The organism is Streptomyces tateyamensis, assembly GCF_003205575.1.
GTDB classification, from domain to species: Bacteria; Actinomycetota; Actinomycetes; order Streptomycetales; family Streptomycetaceae; genus Kitasatospora; species Kitasatospora tateyamensis.
Window position 1 is genome coordinate 28,626 of the sequence record NZ_PYBW01000041.1, and the last position, 18,731, is coordinate 47,356.

The 18,731-nt window shown below is 74.7% G+C and carries 13 protein-coding genes; 7 read left to right on the forward strand and 6 right to left on the reverse strand.

The window, feature by feature from the left end; translation table 11 throughout:
* Positions 1-665: DUF4140 domain-containing protein (locus C7C46_RS13475; protein WP_146259085.1), on the reverse strand; the 665-nt coding region annotated here is incomplete at its 3' end.
* 417 nt (positions 666-1,082) lie between these two features.
* Between C7C46_RS13475 and C7C46_RS13480 the strand changes: the two genes are divergently transcribed.
* The 3 genes from C7C46_RS13480 (at position 1,083) to der (ending at position 4,554) form a co-directional block, all read left to right on the forward strand.
* The gene (locus C7C46_RS13480) at positions 1,083-2,168 is read left to right on the forward strand and encodes a prephenate dehydrogenase (protein WP_110669202.1); all 1,086 of its coding nucleotides are present in this window, start codon (positions 1,083-1,085) and stop codon (positions 2,166-2,168) included.
* Positions 2,169-2,247: 79 nt separating this feature from the next.
* Positions 2,248-2,982: a (d)CMP kinase gene (cmk, locus tag C7C46_RS13485; protein WP_110669204.1), complete on the forward strand. Its 735-nt coding sequence runs from the start codon at positions 2,248-2,250 to the stop codon at positions 2,980-2,982.
* Between the two features lie 126 nt (positions 2,983-3,108).
* Positions 3,109-4,554, forward strand: a complete 1,446-nt coding sequence (der, locus tag C7C46_RS13490; protein WP_110669206.1) for a ribosome biogenesis GTPase Der — start codon at positions 3,109-3,111, stop codon at positions 4,552-4,554.
* Between the two features lie 150 nt (positions 4,555-4,704).
* On the opposite strand, the gene C7C46_RS13495 is transcribed toward der, so the two are convergent.
* Together C7C46_RS13495 and C7C46_RS13500 are read right to left on the reverse strand one after the other, a co-directional pair.
* Positions 4,705-5,352, reverse strand: a complete 648-nt coding sequence (locus tag C7C46_RS13495) for a hypothetical protein (RefSeq protein WP_110669208.1) — start codon at positions 5,350-5,352, stop codon at positions 4,705-4,707.
* A 233-nt stretch (positions 5,353-5,585) separates the two neighbouring features.
* The gene (locus C7C46_RS13500) at positions 5,586-6,539 is read right to left on the reverse strand and encodes a hypothetical protein (RefSeq protein ID WP_110669211.1); all 954 of its coding nucleotides are present in this window, start codon (positions 6,537-6,539) and stop codon (positions 5,586-5,588) included.
* A gap of 591 nt (positions 6,540-7,130) precedes the next feature.
* On the opposite strand from C7C46_RS13500, the gene C7C46_RS13505 reads away from it, so the two are divergent.
* The 4 genes from C7C46_RS13505 to C7C46_RS13520 all read left to right on the forward strand — a co-directional run bounded on the left by C7C46_RS13505 (position 7,131) and on the right by C7C46_RS13520 (position 10,698).
* The gene (locus C7C46_RS13505; RefSeq protein ID WP_110669213.1) at positions 7,131-7,883 is read left to right on the forward strand and encodes a LysM peptidoglycan-binding domain-containing protein; all 753 of its coding nucleotides are present in this window, start codon (positions 7,131-7,133) and stop codon (positions 7,881-7,883) included.
* Positions 7,884-8,075: 192 nt separating this feature from the next.
* Positions 8,076-8,423: a transglycosylase family protein gene (locus C7C46_RS13510; protein ID WP_110669215.1), complete on the forward strand. Its 348-nt coding sequence runs from the start codon at positions 8,076-8,078 to the stop codon at positions 8,421-8,423.
* A gap of 67 nt (positions 8,424-8,490) precedes the next feature.
* Positions 8,491-9,384 carry a ribokinase gene (locus tag C7C46_RS13515; RefSeq protein WP_110669274.1) on the forward strand — a complete coding sequence of 298 codons (894 nt, stop codon included), beginning with the start codon at positions 8,491-8,493 and terminating at the stop codon, positions 9,382-9,384.
* Between the two features lie 249 nt (positions 9,385-9,633).
* Complete coding sequence (locus C7C46_RS13520) at positions 9,634-10,698, forward strand: PucR family transcriptional regulator (protein ID WP_245984394.1); 1,065 nt, start codon at positions 9,634-9,636, stop codon at positions 10,696-10,698.
* Here the strand turns inward: C7C46_RS13520 and C7C46_RS13525 are convergent.
* From C7C46_RS13525 to C7C46_RS13535, 3 genes are all read right to left on the reverse strand, one after another.
* Positions 10,632-15,407, reverse strand: a complete 4,776-nt coding sequence (locus tag C7C46_RS13525; RefSeq protein WP_110669219.1) for a DNA repair ATPase — start codon at positions 15,405-15,407, stop codon at positions 10,632-10,634. The genes C7C46_RS13520 and C7C46_RS13525 overlap by 67 nt on opposite strands.
* A 65-nt stretch (positions 15,408-15,472) precedes the next feature.
* Positions 15,473-17,506, reverse strand: a complete 2,034-nt coding sequence (locus C7C46_RS13530; protein ID WP_110669222.1) for an SPFH domain-containing protein — start codon at positions 17,504-17,506, stop codon at positions 15,473-15,475.
* Between the two features lie 81 nt (positions 17,507-17,587).
* Positions 17,588-18,238, reverse strand: coding sequence for a hypothetical protein (locus tag C7C46_RS13535; protein WP_110669224.1), 651 nt, complete (start codon positions 18,236-18,238; stop codon positions 17,588-17,590).
* Between the last annotated feature and the right edge of the window lie 493 nt (positions 18,239-18,731).

Consider the following 18,731-nt stretch of genomic DNA (forward strand, 5'->3'; position numbering starts at 1 on the left):
GGGGTGTCGGGGGTGAGGGTGAGCAGGGCGGTGTGGCGCAGGCGGACCGGGCCGGTCTGCTGGGCGGCACTGGAGGCGCGGGCCAGCTGCTCGGCCAGGACGGCCTGCTCGTGCTCGGCCTCGGCCACCTGCTCGCGCAGCAGCTCGGCCTGCTGCTGCAGGGCCAGCAGCCGCTCCTCGACGAAATCGGCCAGGGCCAGCAGGGCCTGGCTGGGGGCGCGGCGGTGGGTGGGTGCCTCCGGGCTGGGCGGGGGCGGCACGGCGCTCAGGGCGGCGGTCTGGGCGATGCGGGTGGACAGCGCCCGCTGGCGCTGCAGCAGGGCCTGGAGCCGGTGCTCGGCGGCGCTGAGGCGCTGCTGCAAATCGGGCAGCTCCTGCGGATCGCGGACCTCGGCCACCGCGGCGAAGCGCAGCTCGGTGATCCGCCAGCCCGGCGGGCCGGCCGGGAGCGTGGCGCGCAGCGAGCCCCGGTCGAGGTCGGCGGGCAGTCCGGTGAGGCGGATCCGGATCGGGGCGGCGGACCCGGCGGGCAGCCGGCCGGTGGCGAGGCGGCGACAGACGGCGCCGTCGGCGTGCACCACTACGGAGTCGAGCGCGCTGGCCCACTCCGGGGCTGAGGAGTCGTCAGCCTGGGGCTGGGTCGGGGCGGATGACTGGAGGGACATCGTTGGCGCTCCTTCCGGGTGCGGCCATCGGCCGGACTGGCAGTCAGTCTGCCGGGCCGAAGTGACAGATGTCCTCCACCCCCGGGTGGGTTCCACGGGTGGCGCCGGGTGGAGAACGCGGGGGGCAGGCGTGGCGTGTGGGACCGGGTGGCCGGGGACCGGGCCCGCCCGGCAGAGGCGCGGGGCGACCGGGTCGGCGGGGCGGGTCTGTTGGTGCCGGGGGGACGGGCTGGGCGGGGAAGGGGCTGGGGGCGAGGGGGCTGACGGGGCGTGAGGGTGTGGGGGGAGATCTGCGCCGGGAGGTCGGTCGAGGGGTGGAGATTGCCGGGGCGGGGGCGCGGGCGCCGTGGGGGTGCGGGAGGATGGGGGCACCGCCCGGCCCGCTTCCGGGCCCGACCGCTTCCAGGAGAGCCCCGCATGCGCACAGTCGCCGTCGTCGGCACGGGTCTGATCGGCACCTCCGCCGCGCTCGCGCTGTCCGCCCGGGGGATAACCGTCCACCTGGAGGACGCCGACGCGGACGCCGCCCGGACCGCCGCCTCGCTCGGCGCCGGCACGGTCGAGGAGCCCGCCGGGCCGGTCGACCTGGCCGTGGTGGCGGTCCCCCCGGCGCTGGTCGGCAAGGTGCTGGCGGACTGCCAGCGGCGCGGCCTGGCCCGCAGCTACACCGACGTGGCCAGCGTCAAGTCGGGCCCGCGCGCCGAGGTCGCCGCGCTCGGCCTGGACACCACGCACTACATCGGCGGCCACCCGATGGCCGGCCGGGAGCGGTCCGGCCCACTGGCCGCCCGGGCCGACCTGTTCGAGGGCCGTCCCTGGGTGCTCACCCCGACCCCCGACACCGACACCGAGACGCTCAACGCCGCGCTGGAGCTGGTGGCGCTGTGCGGGGCCATGCCGGTGGTGATGGACGCGGCCGCGCACGACCGCGCCGTGGCCCTGGTCTCGCACGCCCCCCAGCTGCTCTCCTCGCTGGTCGCCGCCCGGCTCGAGCACGCCGACGACACCGCGGTCCGGCTGGCCGGCCAGGGCGTGCGGGACGTGACCCGGATCGCCGCCTCCGACCCGCGGATGTGGCTGGACATCCTGGCCGCCAACGCCGGCATGGTGGCGGACATCCTGGACGAGGTGGCCAGCGACCTGCAGGACACGGTGGCCGCGCTGCGCGCCCTGGAGGCGGGTGACGAGGCCATGCGGCAGGGCGGCAGCGCCGGCATCGAGGCCGTGATGCGGCGCGGCAACCTCGGCCATGCCCGGATCCCCGGCAAGCACGGCGCCCCGCCCACCCGGTACGAGACCGTGGTGGTGGCGATCGGCGACCAGCCCGGCGAGCTGGGCCGGCTGTTCCGCGAGGTGGCCCGGGCCGGGGTCAACATCGAGGACGTGGCGATCGACCACTCGGCCGGCCGCCAGGTCGGCCTGGTCCAGCTCTCGGTCAACCCGGGTTCGGTGCACCAGCTCGCCCGGGCGCTGGCCGAGCGGGGTTGGGACGTACGGGACTGAGCTGCCGCAGGCGGACGGAAGCAGCGGACGGCGGGGCCCGGCGGGTCGTCTAACCTTGAGGTATCTCCCCCGGGTGTCAATGAAGAGAGGTTCCCCCGTGGACACTGCCGACCGAGCGCACGCCCCGGTCGTCGTCGCCATCGACGGACCCTCCGGCTCCGGCAAGTCGACCGTCTCGCGAGCCGTCGCGGCCCGGCTGGGCCTGAGCTTCCTGGACACCGGTGCCATGTACCGGGCGATGACCTGGTGGATGCTGGCCAACGAGGTGGACGTGACGGACGCCGAGGCGGTCGCCATCGCCTGTGGCAAGCCGGTGATCGTCTCCGGCACCGACACGGACGGCCCGACCATCACGGTCGACGGGGTGGATGTCTCCGGTCCGATCCGCGGTCCGGAGGTGACGGCCGGCGTCAGCGCGGTGGCCGCCGTCCCCGCGGTGCGCAGCCGCTTGGTGGAACTGCAGCGCGGTTGCGCCGCCGTGGCCGAGCGCGGCATCGTCACGGAGGGCCGGGACATGGGGACGGTGGTCTTCCCCGCCGCCACCGTGAAGGTCTTCCTGACCGCCTCCGAGGCGGCCCGGGCCGGGCGGCGCGCGGCGGAGCTGCGCGCCAAGGGCGTGGACGAGGCGACCATCGCCGCGATGGCCGCCGACCTGGGCCGGCGCGACGCCGCCGACTCCTCGCGGACCACCGCCCCGCTCGCCCAGGCGGCGGACGCGGTCCTGGTGGACACCAGCGAGCTGACGCTGGAACAGGTCATCGACACCGTGGTGGAGTTGGTGGCCCAGCGGGCCGGTCATCTGACCGCAGCCTGAGATCCGGTCGGCGGGGTCGGCCCGCCGCCGGAGCAATTTTTCGCGCTGCCCGCGCTTCCGAAGCCGGGCAGGTACGCACGGTCCGTCCCGTTCACCGGGGTGGGCCGGGAAACGGAACAGACCTAGATGAGCAACGAACACCTGCCCGCCCACGGCGAGCTGGACGACTCCGAGTACGCCGAGTTCATGGAGATCGCCGCCGAGGAGGGCTTCGAGGGCGAGGACCTCGACCTCGAGGCGGGCGCGCACGTCCCGCTGCCCGTGCTGGCCGTGGTCGGCCGCCCGAACGTCGGCAAGTCGACCCTGGTCAACCGGATCATCGGCCGCCGCGAGGCGGTCGTCGAGGACCGCCCCGGCGTCACCCGTGACCGGGTGCAGTACGAGGCCACCTGGAACGGCCGCCGGTTCAAGCTGGTGGACACCGGCGGCTGGGAGATCGACGTCCTCGGCATCGACGCCATGGTCGCCGCCCAGGCCGAGCTCGGCATCGAGACCGCCGACGCGGTGCTCTTCGTGGTGGACGCCACGGTCGGCGCCACCGACACCGACGAGGCGCTGGTCAAGCTGATCCGCCGGGCCGGAAAGCCGGTGGTGCTCTGCGCCAACAAGGTGGACGGCCAGTCCACCGAGGCCGAGGCCGCCTACCTGTGGTCGCTCGGCCTGGGCGAGCCCTACCCGGTCTCCGCACTGCACGGCCGCGGTTCCGGCGACCTGCTGGACGCCGTGATGGCCGCGCTGCCCGAGGCGCCGCCGCAGACCTTCGGCATCCCGACCGGCGGTCCGCGCCGGGTGGCGCTGATCGGCCGGCCGAACACCGGCAAGTCGAGCCTGCTCAACAAGGTGGCCGGCGAGGAGCGGGTGGTGGTCAACGAGCTGGCCGGCACCACCCGCGACCCGGTCGACGAGATCATCGAGCTGGGCGGCAAGACCTGGAAGTTCGTGGACACCGCCGGTATCCGCCGCCGGGTCCACCTGACCGCGGGCGCCGACTTCTACGCCTCGCTGCGCACCTCCGCCGCACTGGAGAAGGCCGAGGTCGCGGTGGTCCTGATCGACTGCAGCGAGCCGCTGGCCGAGCAGGACACCCGGATCATCTCGATGGCCGTGGACGCCGGCCGCGCGGTGGTCATCGCCTACAACAAGTGGGACCAGCTGGACGAGGAGCGCCGCTACTACCTGGAGCGCGAGATCGAACAGGACCTGGTCCAGGTCCAGTGGGCGCCCCGGGTGAACGTCTCGGCGAAGACCGGCCGGCACATGGAGAAGCTGGTCCCGGCGATCGAGACCGCGCTGGCGGGCTGGGAGACCCGGGTCACCACCGCCAAGCTCAACGCCTTCCTCGGCGAGCTGGTCGCCGCCCACCCGCACCCGATCCGCGGCGGCAAGCAGCCGCGCATCCTGTTCGGGACCCAGGCCGGCACCAAGCCGCCGCGCTTCGTGCTCTTCGCCTCCGGCTTCCTGGAGGCGGGCTACCGCCGGTTCGTCGAGCGCCGGCTGCGCGAGGAGTTCGGCTTCGTCGGGACGCCGATCTCGATCTCGGTGCGGGTGCGCGAGAAGCGCAAGAAGAAGTAGCTGAGCCGATCGAGATGGAAGCGGTCGAGGCTGAGTAGTAGGAGCAGCGACTGCGGCGGTGCCCGGGTGACGGTTGGTCACCCGGGCACCGTGCTGTTCGGGGCCGCTGCCCGCCGTCGGCCCGTTGACGGCCGACGGGGCGTCAAGGCGTCAGGACTGGCCGGGCGGCAGCGAGAGCAGGCCGCCGCCGCGGTGCCGCCCGGGGGCGGCGGGCGCCGGAACGGTGACCGGCGGGGCGGGGGAGGGCAGCGTCACGGGCGCCAGGTAGCCGGTGGCCACCCAGCCCTGGCCCGTGCTCGGCTGCTGCTGGGCCTGGGCCTGGGCCTGGGCCTGGGCATGGGGCTGGCCCTGAGCTTGGGCGGGGAACTGGTGCTGTTGTTGTTGCTGCTGGTGCTGCTGCCCGGTGGCCTGCTCCGGGGCCACCGGCCGAGGTGACTGGTGGTGGACCTGCTGCTGGGCCGGGACGAACTGCGGCGCCTCCGGCGGCTGGGTCTGGTAGCCGGGAAAGGGCTGCTGCTGCGCACCGGGGTACTGGTCGGCGTACTCGGCGCGGGGCTCCTGCAGGGCCCGGTAGCCGTCGAACGCGGCGGTGTACGGGTGGTGTGCGGCGCCCCCGGAGCCCAGGCCGAGCCGCCCGGCGGACGAGCGCTCGCGGACCGCGAAGCCGGTGAAGCGCATGTCCTCCTCGCCGGACCGGTCGCCGGGGAGCCCGCGGAAGAGCCGACGGTACTCGGAGTAGAGCTCGTCGTAGATCGGGGTGGGGACGCTCGGATGCTCCGCGTCGTACGACGGCCTCATCGCCGGGATCCCTCGGGTCGCTGTGGTCTGGCGGAAGGCTGAGGTCACGTCGTAGGTGTACACGTAGGGCCCAACGAGCCAGCCGGGGGCAGGATGCGGGTCCGTGCCGGAAGTCGGGCGCCCGCGGCGGGGCCGCGCGCCACCTGGTAGGGGGGAGACGCGGACTCCTCGGCGCCAGGATCAGTCCGACGCCCCGGCCGGTCGCCCGGCCGGGGACGGTGCCGCGGTCGGGCTCAGGTGCCGGCCAGCGGCAGGGTGGCGGCGACCAGCAGGCCCTGGGCGGCGGCCCGGTTGAGGGCACTGCGCAGCAGGTCCTCGCGGGGCTGGCGGCCGATGGTGCCGGCCGGAGCCGCGTACATCACCACGCTGGCGTCCCGGGAGGCGGCGTTGCGCCAGGCCTCGGTGACCACCAGCGGCTGGTGCGCCTGCCACCAGGCGCTGTTGCCGACCGCGGAGGGCTGCAGGATCGAGTGCAGCCGTCCCATCGCGACCAGCACCGACCAGCCGGTCAGCCGCTCGGGCACCTGGTCCATGTCGCCGACCTGACCGAAGCCCTGGCCGAGCAGCAGCGGCAGGAACTCGTCGGTGCCGCTGGTGCTGCCCGGTCGGCCGACCGGGCCGGTCGGCTCGACCACCAGGGCGGCGTGCCCGGTGTCCCCGCAGAGCACCAGGCCGCAGGTCACCCCGAGCACCGCGGGCTCGCCCGGGGCCGGGGAGGTCGGCGCGGCGGGGGCGGCGGGGGCCGGGACCATGGCCCGCTGCCCGTCGAAGCCGAGCGGCGCGGCCAGCGGCGCGGTCAACGGGTCGGCCAGCGGGTCGGCCAGGGGCGCGGTCAACGGGTCGTAGCCGGGTGCGGCCGCCGGTGCGGCTGCGGACGGCCAGTCGGCCTGAGTGGGCTGGCCGCTGCCCTGCACCTGGCTGATGCTGCGCACTGCGCTGATCAGCTGCTCCTCGGAGACCGGGACCACCTGGGAGGGGATGCAGCGGGCGTGGGCGAAAGCCAGCACCGCCGTCTCCTCGCCGACGAACAGCACGGTGCTGGTCCGCTCGTGCTGGGAGTCGCCAGGGGTTCGGCAGGAGGTGCAGTCGTAGGTGTCGGGGGCGTGGGCGCCACCCAGCAGACGGTCGGCCTCGTCATCGCCGATCTCGGCGCGGACCTCGTCGCTGACATCGAGCAAGCGCGGCAACAGGACTCCTCGTTTCGGTGGCTGGGCGGTCGGCGTCCGGGTACGGCCCGGGCAGGCTCGGCCGCCATAACCAACGGAGGGCTGTGGTGGGAGTCACGGGTTCACTGGTCGGCTGTCCGATTTTGCCGCCGAAAAGACTGCGCTTGGTTGATGGATGACCACGTTCTGTCGAGGATGTGCCGAGCCTCACAGTCTCGGAACTGTGACCGGCGCCACGCGGACAAGAGGTTTGAGTCTCGCAAATAGCATCAAAACGGACAGTTGACCTTGGAAGAGCTTGATCCTTACCGCGGGTAACAGTGACCTGACCTGGTTCGACCCGCAAAGGATCATAGATCGGTTGATTCTGGGCGCCTCCCGCTCCTACCTTCATTTCCGGTGCAACGAGCACCACCCGGGTTCACTCCCATCGCATCCGCCCTGCGGGTGCCCGCCGTCCGGCCGCTCGAACAGGCCGGACAGCGCGTGGCGGAGTGGCCGGGGCGGCGCGGTACGTCAGACACGTACTCGGCCGCCCAAGGACGCGACAGGCGAGTCGGCCCAGCAGGGCCTGGTTCCGCCTGCCCGCCCGGGGCAGTCGAGAGGGACTCCATGACTTTCCGTAACGAGAACACCGCCACCACTGCTGCCACCGCGACCCCGAAGCGCAACTGGGTTCGCATGGCCGTGCTGGGTGGCGCCGCTGCCGCCCTCCCGGTGGCCGGCCTCGTCACGGCCACCTCGGCCTCTGCCGCCTCGGTCTCCACCTGGGACGCCGTCGCCCAGTGCGAGAGCACCGGCAACTGGAGCATCAACACCGGCAACGGCTTCTACGGTGGCCTGCAGTTCACCTCCTCCACCTGGGCGGCCTACGGCGGCACCCAGTACGCCTCGCAGGCCAACCAGGCCACCAAGGCGCAGCAGATCTCCGTCGCCGAGAAGGTCCTGGCCGACCAGGGCCCCGGCGCCTGGCCGGTCTGCTCGGTCCAGGCGGGCCTGACCCGCGGTGGCGCGGTGGCGCAGGTCGACACGTCCTCGGGCAGCTCGGCCGGCTCCAGCAGCTCCAACTCCAGCTCCACCTCCACCAAGAAGAGCGCCCCGGTGCAGCAGGCCGCCCCGGTGCAGCAGGCCGCCCCGGCCCAGCAGCCCGTGCAGCCGGTGCAGCAGCCCGCGCAGAAGCCGGCCGCGCCGAAGCCCACCAGCACCAACACCGGCTCCGGCAGCTACACCGTCAAGAGCGGTGACACCCTGAGCGCCATCGCCGCCGCGCACGGCACCAACTGGCAGAGCCTGTACCAGAAGAACATCCAGGTCGTCGGCGGCGACGCCAACCTGATCTTCCCGGGCCAGGTGCTCTCCTTCTGAGGCTGACTCCCAGTCACCCCTCACGCCTGACCTGACGAACCGCCGCCCCCTCTCCCGGGGCGGCGGTTCGTCGTCGTTCCCGGCTTCTCACGGCTCCTCACGGTGGCTCCGGGGGCCGTCAGAGCCGGTCGGACCGGCCCTAACGGCGCAGCAGCGGCTGCGGGCGACGGGGGCCGGCCACACAGTCGGAGGATGCGATACCGAATAGCCGTGCTGCTCGCCTCCGTCGCGGCCCTGATGGCGGTGCCCGCCCGGGCGGTGGCCGCGGGCGGGCCGGTGGCCGCCGTGCCGGACGCCACCTGGGACCGGCTGGCCGACTGCGAGGCCGACGGGGACTGGCACACCAACACCGGCAACGGCTACTACGGCGGTCTGCAGATCTGGCCGCCGACCTGGCGGGAGGCCGACGGGCTGCGCTACGCGACCCGGCCCGACCTGGCCACCCGGCGCCAGCAGATCCAGGTGGCCCAGGAGATCCTGCGGCAGCAGGGCTGGCAGGCCTGGGCGAGCTGTGCGCGCGACCTGGGGCTGTTGCACTGAGCCCGGTGCCGCGGCCGCTGACCGCGGGGGCGGGCGGCAGATGGCGGGCGGCGGCGAGAATGCGGCCATGGACATCGTGGTGGTGGGCAGTGTCAATCTGGACCAGGTGATCGAGGTGGCCGCGCTGCCCCGGCCCGGGGAGACGGTGGCCGGCGGCCCGGTACGGCGCCTCGGCGGCGGGAAGGGGGCCAACCAGGCGGTGGCCGCCGCCCGGCTGGGGGCCGCCGTGGCGCTGGTCGGCGCGGTGGGCTCGGACCCGGACAGCGAGCGGCTGCGGGCCGAACTGGCCGCGGAAGGCGTGGCGGTGGAGCACCTGGCCGCCGTGCCGGGCCCACCGGGCCAGGCGGTGGTACTGGTGGACCGGCAGGCGGAGAACTGCATCGTGGTCTCGCCGGGGGCCAACGCCGGGCTCGGGCCGGCGGCGGTGGCCGCGGCGGGGCCGCTGCTCGGCGGCGCGCGGGTGGTGGTGGCCCAGTTGGAGGTCCCGCTGCCTGCGGTGCTCGCCGCGGCTCGGCTCAGCCGCGGCACCTTCGTGCTCAACCCGGCCCCGGTGCCGGCCACCGGGCTGCCGGCCGAACTGTGGCCGCTGGTCGACGTGCTGGTGCCGAACCGGACCGAACTGGCGGCGCTGGCGGGGGTCGCCGAGGTGACCGACCCGGCCCATGCGGCCCGGCTGGCCGCGGCCCTGCCCTGCGCGCGCACCGTGGTCACTCTCGGCGCCGCCGGCGCGCTGGTCTGCGAGGGCGGCGCGCACGAGCTGGTCCCCGCGCCCCCGGTCCGCGCCGTCGACACCACCGGTGCCGGGGACACCTTCTGCGGCGCGCTGGCGGTGGCGCTGGCCGAGGGGCGTCCGCTGCGCCAGGCGGCCGGCTTCGCCGTCCGGGCGGCGGCGCTGAGCGTGCAGCAGGTGGGGGCGCGGGCGGCGATGCCTGGGCGCGGGGCGGTGGCGGCGCAGTTCTGAGGGGCCGTCGAGGCGGAGGGCTGACCCGGCGCAGCCTGCTCGGCGGCATTCCCGAGGGGCACCTGGGCGCCGAGGCGGGCGATTCGGCGGTGGCCAAGGCCTACGTCGAGCAGGGGTCGGTCTACGGCCGGCCCCGGGGCAGCGGGCCCGCGGCGGTGCGGGATGGCCGCCGGGCTTCGTGCGTCCACGGTGCAGCGAGTACGCTGGCGCGTCGCTGTCGCTGTGGGTATCGGGGGAGGAAGGGCGGAGTTGACCACCGTCGAGGTTGGTGTGCCGGTGTCGGGGTCGTGCGGGGACGGCTCCTGGAGCCGGCTGCTGGGCGAGGTCGCCCAGAGCGGGCGGCGGCTGCGGCGCGAGGAGCTGGAGTCGCTGCGCGCGTACGGCGACCGCGCCGCCGAGGAGGGCCGCGGGCTCGCCGAGCTGGTCGACGAGCGGCTGGCCGTCACCGGGCAGGCCTGGGAGGGCCGGCCGGTCACCGCGGCCTCCATGGCGGCGCTGCGGGCTGGCCTGGCCGCCATCGCCGACGGGCACGGCCGGGCCTACCGGGAGCGGCTGCGCCGGGAGGAGGCGGGCCGGCGGCAGTTCGTCGCGGACCTGCTGAGCAGCCGCAGCGACGTCGGTCGACTGGCCGAGCACGCCGAGCGGTTCGGCCTCAACCTGGCCTGCGCCCACGTGGTGGCGGTCGCCGGGGGAGACGGCTACGACCTGGGCGACCCGCTGGTGCGCGGTCTGGAGCGGCAGTTGCTGGGCCGGTTCGGCGAGCAGGAGGTGCTGCTGGCGGTCAAGCACGGGCGACTGGTGTGCATCGTGCCGGCCGGACCGGGCGAGGACGCGGTGGTCAAGGCCTTCGCGGAGCTGACCCCGGGCCGCCGGGTGGCGGTGGGCCGCGAGCACAGCGGGCCGGGCGGCGTGCTGCACTCCTACGAGGAGGCGCGGTCCGCCCTCGAGCAGGCGGAGCAGCTGGGCCTGCCGGGACAACTGCTCCACGCGGCCGACCTGCTGGTGCTGCCCGTGCTGCTGCGCGACCGCGAAGCCCTGGAGGAGCTGGTGCGCAGCGTCCTGGAACCGCTGCGCAAGGCGCGCGGCGGCGCCGGGCCGCTGCTGGAGACACTGACCGCCTACGCCGACTCGCGCTACGTGACCGCCGAGGCGGCCCGCCGACTGGGCCTGAGCGTAAGGGCGTTGGCCTACCGGATCGCCCACATCGTGCGGCTGACGGGCCTGGACCCGGACGAGGCGCTGCAGCGCTACACGCTGGAGACCGCGGTGCTCGGCGCCAGGCTGCTCGGCTGGCCGAGGACGCCGGAGGACTGAGCCGCGCACAGGGCCTGCCAGCGGGCCTGCTGCGCCGCGTCGGCCCGGCCGCGCAGCCGGGCCAGCCCCAGCAGGTTCGCCTCGGCGGCGCTGCCGAGCGTGCGGGCCTCGGCGAGGTAGTGCTCGTCCAGCAGCGCCTCCACCTCGGCCTCGTTCTGCACCGGGTCGAGGCGGGCGGCCAGTTGCGCCATGGTCCGGTACGAGCCCTGGAGCAGGAAGGCCGGCTCCGTGCGGGTCGCCTCCTGCTGGGCGGCCGAGGCGATGTAGGCCTGGTTGACGGCGAGCACGGTGCGCTGGACCTGGCGCAGCCGGGCCAGGGTGGCCACGGCGCGCTCCAGGTCGGGCACCGGCCGGTCGAGCTGGTCGGCCTGGGCGCTCGGATCGCCGTCGGCCAGCGCGATGAGCAGCCGCAGGTCCGCCGGGTCGGTGCCGGCCAGCGGGGCCAGCACCGGGTTGGCGGCCAGCGCGTTCTCCAGGAAGGAGAGCGCGAACAGGTGCTGATGACTCGTCAGCACCTCGCCCAGGTTCCACACGTCGGCCCGGTTGGCGAGCATGTCCGGGATCTCGAACCGCTCGCCGTTGGCGGTGTAGGGGTTGCCGGCCAGGCAGACCGCGAACCGGCGGCCGCGCAGGTCGAAGCTGCGCGCGACGCCGTCGCTGACCGCCTCGATCCGCCGTTGGGTGTCGCACAACGGGATGAACTTCTGCAGCAGTTCGGCCGAGACGTGCTGGATGTCGTCGACGTGCAGCAGCACGTTGCTGCCCGCCTCCAGGGCGAAGACGATCTTCTCGACCTCGCGCCGGGCCGCGGCGTCCGGAGCCCGGTCCGGGTCGAGCGAGGTGGTGGCCGTGCCCAGCGCCGGTCCGTCGACCCGCACCATTAGCAGGCCGAGCCGGTCGGCCAGGTACTCCAGCAGGGTGGTCTTGCCGTAGCCGGGCGGGGAGAGGAGCAGCAGCAGGCCGCTGCGGTCGGCGCCGCCGGTGCCGTCCAGGGTGCCCAGCTGCTTGGCCAGGTTGTCGCCGATCAGCGGCAGGAAGACCTGGTCGATCAGCTGGTTGCGGACGAAGCCGGCCAGCGGGCGGGGCCGGTAGTCGGCCAGCCGCAGCCGGGTCCGTTCGGCGGCCAGCAGCTGGGTGCGCTGCTGCTGGAAGGCACGGAAGGCCGGGGCCCGCTCCTCGCGGAAGGCCCGCGCCCGGTCCGGGAGTTCGTCGATCCGCACGGTCAACCGGCCGTCCCGCAGCCGCGGGTGCGCGCCGAGCAGGCCGGTGACGGTCTCGCCGACCGGCGCATCGACCTGGTAGCGCGGCAGCTCCGCGGCGCACAGCTGGGCCACCGCCTCGGCCAGGCCCTCGCGGTCGCCGTCCGGGCCGAGGTAGGCCTCCAGCCAGGCGGTGGCCAACTGGTGACCGGCCGGCAGGTCCTCGGCCAGCGCCCGCAGGTCGGCGGCGAGGTCGGCGGCGGCCGGCGTCTGCCGGAAGCCGTCGAGCAGGGTGCGGGCGGCGGTGCCGGTGGCGAACCCCGCACGGGGGTCGGCGAGTTCGGCGACCAGGTAGGCGCCGGCCCGCCTCGGCGCCGGCAGGCCGAGCGAGCGGCTGAACTCCTTGACCGAGGACGAGAGTTCGTCGGCCAGCGCGGACCGGGCGGCGGCGGTACCGGTGGTGCCGGCGGCTCCGAAGTGGGTGGCGGCCAGTGCCAGCGACCGGGCTCGGCGCTGCCAGCCGGTGCGCTGCGCCTCGGTGCTGCCGCGGGCCCAGAACAACTGGGCGGCGGCGCGCAGTTCGGCGGGGTGCTCGAGCAGTCCGGCCGCCTCGCGCAGGCGCAGCAGGGCCGCCAGGATGAGGGCCGCGTCGTGGTCGTGGACGCCGCGCTCGTAGCCCTCGTCGTAGGCACGTTCGGCGGCCTGCCGGACCTGGTCCAGCAGCGGCCGGGGCGCGAGGGAGGGCACTGGTAGCGGGGTGATCGAGGGCAGCAGTGCGGCGGCCAGGTACTCGGCCCGGTAGAGCTGCGGGGACTCGCTGACCAGCGGCTGGGTCCAGAACTCGCGGCCCGCCAGCAGCTGCGGCAACTCGGCCGGGCGGCGGTAGCCGGTTCCGGTGACCAGGAAGGCCAGCCCCTCACCGTCGGGCTGCAGGGTCAGTTCGACCGGTTCGCGGCGGACCGCGAAGCGGTGGCGGCCCAGTCGCACGCTCGCCCCGCCGTCCCCGGACAGCTCGGCGCGGTCGCGCAGGTCGCGCAGCGCGGTGCGCACCGCGCCGTCCAGCGCGTCGGTCAACTCCTGGGCCCGCACCCGGTCGTCGAGCCCGCCCAGCTCCTCGGCCGCGGCCCGCACCCGCAGCGCCATCGGGTCGGAGGCCGCGGCAGCGTGGATGTCGGTGGCCGAGCCCAGGCCGGCCAGTCGGCGGCGCAGCGCGGCCAGCGCCCGCCGGGCGGCCTCGGCCGCCCGGTCGGCGCGGGCGGCGGCCTCGTCCAGCAGGGTCTGGCGGCGGGCGGCGAAGGCCTGCCGGATCTCCTCCCGACGCGCCGTCAGTTCGGCCGCCAGGTCCTCGGCCTCGGCGAACCTGGCCTCCAGCGCGTCCAACCGCAGCAGCAGGCGGGCCAGTTGGTCGTCGCAGTCGGCCGGGCTGCCGGCGGCGGCCAGCGCGGCCGTGGTGGCCTGGGCCAGCAGCGCCGACTCGGCGGCGTGCGCGGCCCGGTGCTCGGTGTCCAGCAGGGCGCGGCGGCGGTTGGCCAGCACGGCGCGGGCCCGGTTGACCGCCGCCAGCACCTCGCCGATGGCCAGCAGCACCGCCGTGCCGGCGGCCGGGTCGGCGGCGACCGCACCGGTGACCAGGTCGGTGACGGTGGCCAGCGCCTCGGACCGCTCGGTGAGGCGCTCGTCCAGCTGGGCGGCCTCGGCGGCGGTGGCCACCGACTCGGCCGCCTCCGCGGCGTCCCGGGCGGCGGCGAGCTGGGCGGCGAAGGCGTCGGGACCGGCGAAGAAGGCGAAGGCCCGCTCGGTCGCCGCGGTCAGCTCACCGGCGAGTTCGGACTCGATGCGGTCCAGTGCGGCCTGGTCGACCTGGGGGAGTTCGCGCAGGGTGCGGGTGCGCCCCTGGGCCTGGCGCAGTTCGGCGAGCAGCTGGGTCCAGGCCTCGGTGTCGGTGGGCGGCTCGCCGTGCGAGCGGCGCAGCAGGGCGGCGGTCAGCTGGCCGGCCTGCTCGACCGCCTGGGCGGCGCGGCCGGCCAGCGCCCGCAGCCGGCCTTGCTCGGCGGCCAACTGCTCTGCTGCATCGCGCAGTTCGGCGAGCGGGTCGAGCAGCCCGGTGGCGCCGAGCCAGTAGTGGCGGTCGGCCGCCTTGGCGCAGGCGTCCAGGATCAGCTCCGCGTCGGACTCCGGCTGCCCGGCGGTGCGGACCACGTCGAGGCAGTCGGTGATCCCGCGCACCAGGTCGGCGTTGCCGATCCGGGCCAGCGGGCCGTCCGCGACCTGCTCGGCGGCGGCGTGGTCGGCGGACTGGAACGGGGTTCGCCACAGCTGGAGTTCGTGGGTGCGGACCGGCTGGCGGTCCGGCTTGAGCAGCACCAGCGTGCCGTCCGGCAGCAGGGTGTGGGCGGCGCCGTGCAGGGCGGCGGCGGCCTCCCGGCGCACCGTGTTCCACGGCAGCAGCAGCACCTGGGCCCGGCCGGGCCGGCGCAGCACGTAGAGCAGGTCCTCGCCGTTGGGGGAGGGCAGTACCGCGTCGAAGCGCAGGGCGCCCGCGCCGTCGCCGTCCTCGGTGCGGAACGCCCGGTGGGTGCCGTCGGCCAGTTCGTAGCCGCCGGGGAAGAGCAGGCCCTGCTCGGCGGGCAGCAGCCGGGCGCCCAGGCCGAGCGAGTCCTGCCGGCGCACCGATCCGGTCCGGGTGTTGACCACCAGGTAGCGGTCGGCCGGCTCGTTGTAGGGGCGGATCCGCAACAGCAGCAGCGGGCCGGTCCGGGCGTAGGCGACGGTGGCGTCCGCCAGGCTCTGCAGCGGTTCGTCGACCTCCTCCTCGAACAGCAGCCGGTCGCCCGGCACGGCGCGTACGGTCAGGCGGCCGCCGGTGGTCGCGACGGAGACGGCGGTGGCGCCGGCGCCGGTACTGCCGGCGCCGGTGCCGGCGTCGATCCGGATCCGGTCGTGGGCGTGGTGCTCGCGTCCGGTGACGGTCCACGGCAGCTCGTAGACCGGGGTCTGCGGCAGGTCGCGCTCGCCGTGGTTGCCCAGGTACTCGACCCGGTCGTCCGTCAGGTGCCAGCTCAGCACCCGCTGGTCGCCGTCGTTCTCGCCGGTCCGGAAGACGGCGAGCAGCCGCCCCGAGGCCGTGCGCAGCAGGTCGGCCAGCCGGGCGTCGCGGTAGTAGCGGAGCAGTTCGGCCAGGTCCCGCTGGAACCGCTCGTCGTCCAGCAGGCCGGGCACGGCGCCGGGGTCCAGCGCCGTGCCGTCCGGGGTGTGCAGCGAGAGCAGGCCCTGGGCCAGGTCCGGCGCCGTGCTGCCCAGCAGCAGGACCTCGGGCCGGACGGCGACGATGCCGCAGGCGGCGCCCTCGCCGGCCGTCCGGGCCCGGGCGGAGGCGGTCAGCTCCAGGGTGCGGGCGCCGAACGCCTCCTGCCGCCGCTCGTTCAGCTGTGCCGCGCGCCGGCCCAGCTCCGCCGCGCGCTCGGCGAGGCGGGTGCGCAGGATCTGGTAGGTGCCGCTCTCGACGCCCATCGCTGTGTCCGTGTTCCTGTTCCTGGTCAGCCGTCTGACGGTTCGTTGGGTGGTGCGCCGACCGGCTACTGGGCCGTGCCGTTGACCCCGGACAGCCGCACCGGGTCCACCGGCAGCACTCCGTCACCGGAGCCGCCGCCGAGCAGCCTGGTCAGCAGCGCCAGGTTCCAGGGGCCGCCGGCCGCCAGCGCCCGCAGCACCTCGGTCGCGTCCTCGCTGAAGCTCTTGTCGCCGTTGAGCCACTCCGCCCCCAGCGTCTGGACGGTCTGCGAGCCCTGCACCACACCGTCGATCGACTTGCCGAAGGAGACCGCGCCGACCAGCCGCTCCAGGAAGACGCTGTCGCCGCCGACGATGTCGATGTCCGCGCTCTCCAGCCCCGCCGCCAGCACCGCCGCCTGCGCCTCGGCCACCTTGGCCTGCACCTCGAGGGCCGCGAGCCGGACGTCCTTGTCGGCAGCCAGCCGCAGCCGGAACTCCTCGTGCGAGCGGGACACTTCGTCCAGCGCGGCCATCGCCGCCGCCTTCTCCTTCAGCCCCGCCGCCTCGCCCAGCAGCTTCTCCCGGATGCCGGCCGCCTCCGCGTTGGCCTTGCTCTCGGCGACCGCGGCCTCGGCCAGGCCGACCTTCTCGATCGCTTCGGCCTTCTCCTTCAGACCGGCCGCCTCGCCCTCGAGCCGGGCCCGCACCCCGGCCGCCTCGGCGATCGCCTGACGCTCCGCCACCTCGGCCTGCGCCAGACCGGCCGCCGCCGCCAGCGCCCGCTGGCCCTCGGCCCGCCGCAGGTTGGCGACCGCCTCCAGCTCGGCGCTCTGCTGTCCGGCCTCGGCCAGCACCAGCTGCTCCCTGGCCCGCAGGTGCGAGGCCTGCTCGGCGGCCTCGGCCGCCTTGATGTCCTTGACCAGCTGCTCCTGCGCCTCCGCCTCGGCGGCGATGATCACGCTCTGCCGGGTGCGCTCGGCCTCCTGCACGACCCGGACCCGCTTGATCTCCTCCTCCTGCTCGGCGACGGTGCGCTCCACCGCGATCCGCTCGCGCACCACCTCGGCCACGCCGCGCCGCTCGACCTCGACCTCCTTGTCCATCCCCGCCCGGGCCAGCTGCACCTCGCGGTCGCGGTTGACCACCTCGAGCATCCGGTCCTTCTCGATCCGCTCGCTCTCGACCGCCAGCACCCGCTCGCGGTTCTTCTCGGCGACCGCGATCTCCCGCTGCTGGTTCTCGCGCTGGACCCCCAGCAGCTCCTCGGTGCGCAGCGCGGCGCCCTGCGCCTTGAGCCGCTCCTCCTCCTGGACCTGCGCGGTGGCCGCCTCCTCCTGGGCCCGCAGCGTCTCGATGCCCTTGCGCTGGCGGATCTCGGCCTCGGCCCGGCGGCGCTCCAGCTCCAGCACCGCCTCGCGGGCGTCCACGTCCTGGCGGGTGATCTCCATCTGCTCGTTGCGCTGGAAGTCGTTGGTGCGGATGTGCTCCAGCGCGGTCAGCTCGGTGATCTTGCGGATGCCCTGGGCGTCGAGGATGTTGGACGGGTCCAGCTGGGAGAGCGGGGTCTGCTCCAGGTGGTCGATCGCCGCGTCCTCGAGGTGGTAGCCGTTCAGGTCGGTGCCGATGGCCGCGATGATGCGGTCCCGGAACTCCTCGCGGTGGGTGTACAGGTCGGCGAAGTCGAGCTGCTTGCCTACGGTGCGCAGCGCCTCGGCGAACTTGGCGCTGAACAGGTTCTGCAGCGTCTCCTGGTGGCTGGCCCGCTCGGTGCCGATGGCCTGGGCGACCTTGACCACGTCCTGCTCGGTCTTGTTGACCCGGACGAAGAAGGTGATCTGGATGTCGGCCCGGATGTTGTCCTTGCAGATCATGCCCTCGCGGCCGGTCCGGCCGATCTCGATGGCCTTCACCGAGATGTCCATGACCTCGGCGCGGTGCACCGTCGGCAGCACCAGCGCACCGGTGAAGGTGACGGTCACTCCCTTGGGCCTGGTGACGATCAGGGCCTCGCCCTGGACCACCTTGCGGAACAGCCGGCCGAAGAGCAGCACTGTGCCCAGACCGATGAGGAGGAGGACGGCGACGAGCACACCGGCACCGATGGTGACGACAGACATGGCTGTTCCCTTGGACTGACTGTGTCAGGAATGGATGAGTTGATGTGGGTGGTGACGTGACTGCTGTGGACTGACCTGTCGTCAGGAGATTGGCGGGGCCGGGGCCGGCATGACCCAGAAGAACTCGCCCTCGGCGTCGTAGTCGTAGATGAGCGCGGCGGCCCCCGACCGGAGCACCCCGCCCGGCCCGGCCGCGTCGTCGAGGCTCTGCCGGACCTGCACCACGGCGGACGAGCCGTCGGCCGCGTGCACCTCGGCCTGGCCGAAGTCCGGCCCGACCCGCCCGGTGCGGATCACGCAGCCCAGCCCCACGAAGTCCAGCCGCGACGGCGGGGGCAGCGGTTCGGGCATCAGCCGCCGCAGCGGCAGCACCACCAGGCGGGCCCCCACCCACCCGCAGGCCGCCGCCGCCGGCAGCAGCCAGCCACCGCCACCCCCGCCGCCGAGCCAGACCTGGCCGGCCAACGAGGTGAACCAGGAGAAGGCGATGACGAGCGAGACGGCCACCGTGATCGGCACCCCACCCAGGCCCAGCACCCGCTGCAGGCCCCCGTGCCCGTGCCCGTGCCCGTGCCCGTGCCCGTGTCCGTGTCCGTTCCCGTGACTGTGGCCGTGCCCGTGGTGCCCCCCGCGAGCCCCGTGCAGGTGCGCCCCCCCGAGGAGCACCAGCACCCAGTAGCCCACCACCACGATCAGCGCGAAGGTGAAGACCGCGGTCGGAAACCCGGTCACCGCCCCCAGAAACCCACGCACTACGCTCGCCCGCCTCTGTCATCCCCCGGCGGTCCACACCCCGTGAACCTGCCTGCGACAGGTTGGCAGCATCCCCGACAGCGGCGCACTGCACGATCCCGGCAATCTTGATGCCGTCTTGATGTCCTGGATCGGCTCACACGGGCACTGGCTGTGCGGTTCACGGATCGACACCGACGAGGAAAGAGCCCTGCACCTGCGGAGCCCGCCTTCCGCGGGCCCCGCAGCGCCCGTACGGTTGCGGGGAGAACCTTCGGCCCGTGGACGAAAGGGCGTGCCCGATGCGGAACGCCGGCCGGCACGAACGCGGAAGCGACCGGGGCGGGGCCCTGCGCGTTCACGAATACCCGCTCTGGCTGCGCGTTCGGTTGTGTATCCCGCTCATCGACAGGTTTGCGTACCCGCACGCCGCGCGCACCAATACCACACTCGGCCCTGACCGGTCCGGAGTGGCCTCCGCCTTCTCCTACGA

What these genes read in the sequence shown, in the direction of transcription:
- C7C46_RS13505 (WP_110669213.1), top strand. Translation starts at nt 7,131, where the DNA reads ATGACTTTCCGTAACGAGAACACCGCCACCACTGCTGCCACCGCGACC.
- C7C46_RS13510 (WP_110669215.1), top strand. Translation starts at nt 8,076, where the DNA reads ATGCGATACCGAATAGCCGTGCTGCTCGCCTCCGTCGCGGCCCTGATG.
- C7C46_RS13495 (WP_110669208.1), bottom strand. Translation starts at nt 5,352, where the DNA reads ATGAGGCCGTCGTACGACGCGGAGCATCCGAGCGTCCCCACCCCGATC.
- C7C46_RS13525 (WP_110669219.1), bottom strand. Translation starts at nt 15,407, where the DNA reads ATGGGCGTCGAGAGCGGCACCTACCAGATCCTGCGCACCCGCCTCGCC.
- der (WP_110669206.1), top strand. Translation starts at nt 3,109, where the DNA reads ATGAGCAACGAACACCTGCCCGCCCACGGCGAGCTGGACGACTCCGAG.
- C7C46_RS13515 (WP_110669274.1), top strand. Translation starts at nt 8,491, where the DNA reads ATGGACATCGTGGTGGTGGGCAGTGTCAATCTGGACCAGGTGATCGAG.
- cmk (WP_110669204.1), top strand. Translation starts at nt 2,248, where the DNA reads ATGAAGAGAGGTTCCCCCGTGGACACTGCCGACCGAGCGCACGCCCCG.
- C7C46_RS13530 (WP_110669222.1), bottom strand. Translation starts at nt 17,506, where the DNA reads ATGTCTGTCGTCACCATCGGTGCCGGTGTGCTCGTCGCCGTCCTCCTC.
- C7C46_RS13480 (WP_110669202.1), top strand. Translation starts at nt 1,083, where the DNA reads ATGCGCACAGTCGCCGTCGTCGGCACGGGTCTGATCGGCACCTCCGCC.